Here is a 5,584-nt window from a genome sequence, read left to right on the forward strand (position 1 = left end):
CTGGGCAAGCGTTACGCTACACGTGAGGGTGGCTACCTGCGCATCCTCAAGTGCGGTTTCCGCGCTGGCGACAACGCGCCTATGGCGTACGTCGAGTTGGTTGATCGTGCTACTGCCGGCGAAGCTGTATCCGCCGAGTAAGACGTCAGTCTGAAACGAAAAACCGGGCCTAGTGCCCGGTTTTTTGTGTCCGCAAGAAAATGCGCTGTTCGTACAAGCTTCCGACACTGTTCTGTTGGCACTATGTGCTGGTAAACATAATTAGTAATTATCTATCGATGTCTGCAAGTTAATGAATTTGTAGGTGTCACATTGATGATCAATAATTCACACCAAGCCGATTAGCCGGCAGTTCCAAGACTGACAGAGGAAGAAGTCCGTATGAGCCAGATCAAAACGCTTACGACCGCCAGTGGCGCACCTGTCGCTGACAACCAGAATTCTCGCTCTGCCGGCCCGCGTGGTCCGCTGCTGCTCGACGATTTTCACCTGATCGAGAAGCTTGCCCATTTCAACCGTGAAAACATTCCTGAGCGTCGCGTACACGCCAAAGGTTCGGGCGCCTACGGTACATTCACGGTCACTCGCGACATCACTGAGTACACCAGTGCCAAGCTGTTCGAATCTATCGGCAAGCAGACCCCAACCTTCCTGCGCTTCTCCACCGTGGGTGGCGAGCGTGGTTCGGCTGATACCGAGCGCGATCCGCGTGGCTTCGCGCTGAAGTTCTACACCGAGGAAGGTAACTGGGACATCGTAGGTAACAACACGCCTGTGTTCTTCATTCGCGATCCACTGAAGTTCCCAGACTTCATCCACACCCAAAAGCGCCTGCCGCAAAGCAACCTGAAAAGTGCGCAGATGATGTGGGATTTCTGGTCGCATTCCCCGGAAGCATTGCACCAGGTCACCATCCTGTTCTCTGACCGCGGCATTCCTGACGGCTACCGCCACATGCATGGCTTCGGTAGCCACACCTACAGCCTGATCAGCGCAAAAAGCGAGCGTCACTGGGTGAAATGGCACTACAAGACTAAACAAGGGATCAAGAACCTTGCACCGGCAGATGCCGCGCGTTTGGCGGGCACCGACCCGGACTACGCCCAGCGCGATCTGTTCGAAGCGATCGAGCGCGGTGACTTTCCGAAGTGGCGCGTGTGCATTCAGATCATGACCGAATCCCAGGCTGCGACGCATTACGAGAACCCTTTCGACGTGACCAAGACCTGGTCGCAGAAAGAGTTTCCACTGATTGAAGTCGGTGAGCTGGAACTGAACCGTAACCCGCTGAACTACTTCGCCGAAGTTGAACAAGCTGCGTTCGGCCCGAGCAACATGGTGCCAGGCGTCGGTCTGTCGCCAGACCGCATGCTGCAAGGTCGCGTGTTCGCTTATGCCGATGCCCACCGCTACCGTGTTGGCACCAATCACCAGCAATTGCCGGTGAATGCCCCGCGCAGCCCGGTAAACACTTACCAGCGCGACGGCTCGATGGCTTTCGGCAGCAACGGTGGAGCGGCGCCGAATTACGAGCCAAACAGCTACACCGAATCGCCGAAACAAGCTCCGCACTACGCTGAGCCTGCCTTGGCCCTGAGCGGCGCAGCTGATCGGTACGATCACCGCGAAGACACCGATTACTACAGCCAAGCCGGTGCGCTGTTCCGCTTGATGAGCGATGACCAGAAAGCATTGCTGGTCAGCAACATTGCCGGTGCAATGGGTGGAGTTTCTCCTGACGTCGTCGACCGTCAGTTGCAGCACTTCTACAAGGCCGATCCAGCGTATGGAGAAGCAATCGCAAAGCTGCTCAGCGTACAGCTTAACGAAGTCTAAACGAGAAGCAGAACCGCCCGCATTAAGAGCGGTTTTTGCGTTATTTAGGCTGCTTTTCTCAGAATATCTTCGCTTTTATTGCGCGAAGTGGGTGACCTTGCAGTCAGCTTGGTTCAAACTACAGACTTTCAAGCAGGGAGATGTAGGGCGATGCAAGGCCACCCAGACGTTATCGATTACCTCAACACGTTGCTGACCGGCGAACTGGCCGCGCGTGACCAATATTTTGTTCATTCGCGGATGTATGAGGACTGGGGGTTCACCAAGCTCTACGAGCGAATCAACCACGAAATGGAAGAAGAAGCCGGTCACGCTGATGCGTTGATGCGCCGGATTCTGATGCTTGAAGGTACGCCGCGCATGCGTCCGGATGATCTGGATGTCGGCACCACCGTGCCTTCGATGCTCGAAGCAGATCTGCGTCTTGAGTACAAAGTTCGCGCCGCGCTGTGCAAAGGCATCGAGTTGTGCGAGCAGCACGGTGACTACGTCAGTCGCGAGATCCTGCGGGTCCAGCTCAACGACACTGAAGAAGATCACACCTACTGGCTGGAAAAGCAGTTAGGCCTGATCAAGCTGATCGGTCTCGAGAACTACCTGCAATCTCACACCTGATTGCACTGATACAAAAAAGCCCCTGTCACTGATGAAGTGACAGGGGCTTTTTCATGCCTGGAGTTTAAGCCCGGTCGCGGATCAACAACGGCTTGAGGTAATGGCCGGTGTGAGATTGCTTCATCTCGGCCACTTGTTCCGGCGTGCCGGTTGCAATGATCTGCCCACCTTTGGAACCGCCTTCCGGTCCGAGATCAACCAGCCAGTCGGCCGTCTTGATCACGTCGAGGTTGTGTTCGATCACCACGACAGTGTTTCCGTGGTCGCGCAGGCGATGCAACACATCGAGCAGTTGCTGGATATCCGCGAAGTGCAGGCCGGTGGTCGGCTCATCGAGGATGTACAGCGTCTTGCCGGTGTCGCGCTTGGACAGTTCACGAGACAGTTTGACCCGCTGCGCTTCACCGCCGGACAGGGTCGTCGCCGACTGCCCCAGCTTGATGTACGAAAGCCCTACATCCATCAACGTCTGCAGCTTGCGCGCCAGCGCCGGCACAGCGTCGAAGAACACCCGGGCTTCCTCGATGGTCATCTCGAGGGTTTCGTGGATGCTCTTGCCCTTATATTTGATCTCAAGGGTTTCGCGGTTGTAGCGCTTGCTCTTGCACACGTCGCACGGCACGTAGATATCCGGCAAGAAGTGCATTTCAACCTTGATCAGGCCATCGCCCTGACAGGCTTCGCAGCGACCACCCTTGACGTTGAAGGAGAAACGCCCCGGGCCGTAACCACGGGAGCGCGACTCGGGCACGCCGGCGAACAGTTCGCGGATCGGAGTGAACAGTCCGGTGTAGGTCGCCGGGTTGGAGCGCGGCGTGCGGCCGATCGGGCTTTGGTCGATATCGACGACTTTGTCGAGATGCTCCAGGCCTTTGATACTGTCATGAGCCGCTGCTTCCAGCGTCGTGGCGCCGTTGAGTGCGGTTGCACTCAGCGGGAACAGCGTGTTGTTGATCAGCGTCGACTTGCCCGAGCCGGACACACCGGTTACGCACGTCAGCAAGCCGATCGGGATTTCCAGGTCGACGTTGCGCAGGTTGTTGCCCCGCGCGCCCTTGAGCGACAGGGTCAGCTTCTTGTTGCGCGGCGTACGCTTGGCTGGCACTTCGATCTTGACCCGCCCCGACAGGTATTTGCCGGTCAGAGAATCAGGGTGTGCCATGACTTCGGCTGGCGTACCTTCGGCAACGATCTGCCCGCCATGTACACCGGCGCCCGGGCCGATATCCACCACGTAGTCGGCCAGACGGATAGCGTCCTCGTCGTGCTCGACCACGATTACCGTGTTGCCGATGTCACGCAAATGCTTGAGGGTGCCAAGCAGCCGGTCGTTATCGCGCTGATGCAGACCAATTGACGGTTCATCGAGGATGTAGAGGACGCCAACAAGGCCGGCACCGATCTGACTCGCCAGGCGAATCCGCTGCGCCTCGCCTCCGGACAGGGTGTCGGCACTGCGATCCAGCGACAGATAATCGAGACCGACGTTAACCAGAAATTGCAGACGCTCGCGGATTTCCTTGAGGATCTTGTCGGCAATCTCGCCACGGCGACCGGTCATCTTCAGTTCACCGAAGTACACGCAGGCATCGCCGATCGGCAGGTTGGTCACCGCTGGTAATGTCTTTTCACCGACCCACACGTGCCGCGCTTCGCGACGCAGGCGGGTGCCACGGCAATCCGGGCACGACTGCGTGCTGAGGAATTTTGCCAGCTCTTCACGCACGCTCGCCGATTCGGTTTCGCGGTAACGGCGCTCCAGGTTCGGCACGATGCCTTCGAACGGGTGCGAACGTTTGACGATGTCGCCGCGGTCGTTGAGGTATTTGAAGTCGACGTTCTGCGATCCGCTGCCGTGCAGGATGAATTTCTGCTGATCGGCCGGCAGTTCGTTGAACGGCACTTCCAGGCTGAAACCGTAGTGCGAGGCCAGTGAGCCGAGCATCTGGAAATAATAGACGTTGCGCCTGTCCCAGCCGCGAATGGCACCTTCGGCCAAGGTCAGGTCGCCATTGACCAACCGCTTGATGTCGAAGAACTGCTTCACTCCCAGACCGTCGCAGGTCGGGCAGGCGCCGGCAGGGTTGTTAAAGGAAAACAGCTTCGGCTCCAGCTCGCTGATCGCATGGCCGCAGATCGGGCAGGCGAAGCGCGCGGAGAAGATCATTTCTTCGCCCGGCTCGTCGTCCATCGGCGCTACGAGGGCGATGCCGTCGGCGAGTTTCAGCGCGGTCTCGAAGGATTCGGCCAGACGTTGCTGCAAATCGGCGCGAACCTTGAAGCGGTCGACGATCACATCAATCGAATGCTTCTTCTGTTTATCCAGTTTCGGCAGCTCGTCGAGTTCACAAATGCGGCCGTTGACCCGGGCGCGGACGAAGCCTTGAGCGCGCAGTTCTTCAAAAACAGAAAGGTGTTCGCCTTTACGCTCGCGGATCACCGGTGCCAGCAGCATCAGTTTGCTGCCTTCCGGCTGGGCCAGCACCAGGTCGACCATCTGGCTGACGGTCTGCGCTTCCAGTGGAATGTCGTGATCCGGGCAGCGCGGCGTGCCGACGCGTGCATACAACAGACGCAGATAGTCGTAGATTTCGGTGATGGTGCCGACCGTGGATCGCGGGTTGTGCGAGGTCGACTTCTGTTCGATGGAGATCGCCGGCGACAGGCCTTCGATGGTGTCGACGTCGGGTTTTTCCATCATCGACAGGAACTGCCGGGCATAGGCCGACAGCGACTCGACGTAGCGGCGCTGGCCTTCGGAGTACAGTGTGTCGAAAGCCAGGGACGACTTGCCGGATCCGGACACGCCGGTGATGACCCACAGTTTGTCCCGTGGCAGGGTCAGGTCGATGTTCTTCAGGTTGTGGGTACGGGCCCCACGTATCAGGATCTTGTCCAAAGTGGCCTCGCTCGGCGGGCGTCGAAAACGTAGGAGTATACGGGCAAATACTGGATGGATGCACACTATCAAGCGAAGCGTTTTTTACCCTGCATGAAGAGTGTTTCATCTATACGCGTCATAGCGTCGCGATATACCCCGTCTTCCGATGGGACTGGTAGAATCGCCGCCGGTTCACACGAGGTTTTTCCATGCACGATCTCCACAGCGAACGCATGAGTGGCAGCGAGACCC

At 57.9% G+C, this 5,584-nt stretch carries 4 protein-coding genes; 3 read left to right on the top strand and 1 reads right to left on the bottom strand.

The window, feature by feature from the left end; genetic code table 11:
* The 3 genes from ACIOVB_RS18750 to bfr all read left to right on the top strand — a co-directional run.
* Window positions 1–141 (top strand): bL17 family ribosomal protein (locus tag ACIOVB_RS18750; RefSeq protein ID WP_397504654.1); only part of this gene is annotated, 141 nt, incomplete at its 5' end.
* A 240-nt stretch (window positions 142–381) separates the two neighbouring features.
* The gene (locus ACIOVB_RS18755) at window positions 382–1,836 is read left to right on the top strand and encodes a catalase (RefSeq protein ID WP_401270203.1); all 1,455 of its coding nucleotides are present in this window, start codon (window positions 382–384) and stop codon (window positions 1,834–1,836) included.
* 150 nt (window positions 1,837–1,986) lie between these two features.
* Window positions 1,987–2,451, top strand: a complete 465-nt coding sequence (gene bfr, locus ACIOVB_RS18760) for a bacterioferritin (protein WP_401270205.1) — start codon at window positions 1,987–1,989, stop codon at window positions 2,449–2,451.
* A gap of 64 nt (window positions 2,452–2,515) precedes the next feature.
* Here bfr and uvrA read toward each other — a convergent pair whose 3' ends face one another.
* Window positions 2,516–5,350: an excinuclease ABC subunit UvrA gene (gene uvrA, locus ACIOVB_RS18765; RefSeq protein WP_401270208.1), complete on the bottom strand. Its 2,835-nt coding sequence runs from the start codon at window positions 5,348–5,350 to the stop codon at window positions 2,516–2,518.
* Window positions 5,351–5,584 lie beyond the last annotated feature (234 nt).

The organism is Pseudomonas sp. NPDC087639 (genome assembly GCF_044743385.1).
Taxonomy (GTDB): Bacteria; Pseudomonadota; Gammaproteobacteria; order Pseudomonadales; family Pseudomonadaceae; genus Aquipseudomonas.

Excerpts from the sequence above, each read along its gene's own strand:
- ACIOVB_RS18755 (WP_401270203.1), top strand. The coding sequence starts at position 382 with ATGAGCCAGATCAAAACGCTTACGACCGCCAGTGGCGCACCTGTCGCT.
- bfr (WP_401270205.1), top strand. The coding sequence starts at position 1,987 with ATGCAAGGCCACCCAGACGTTATCGATTACCTCAACACGTTGCTGACC.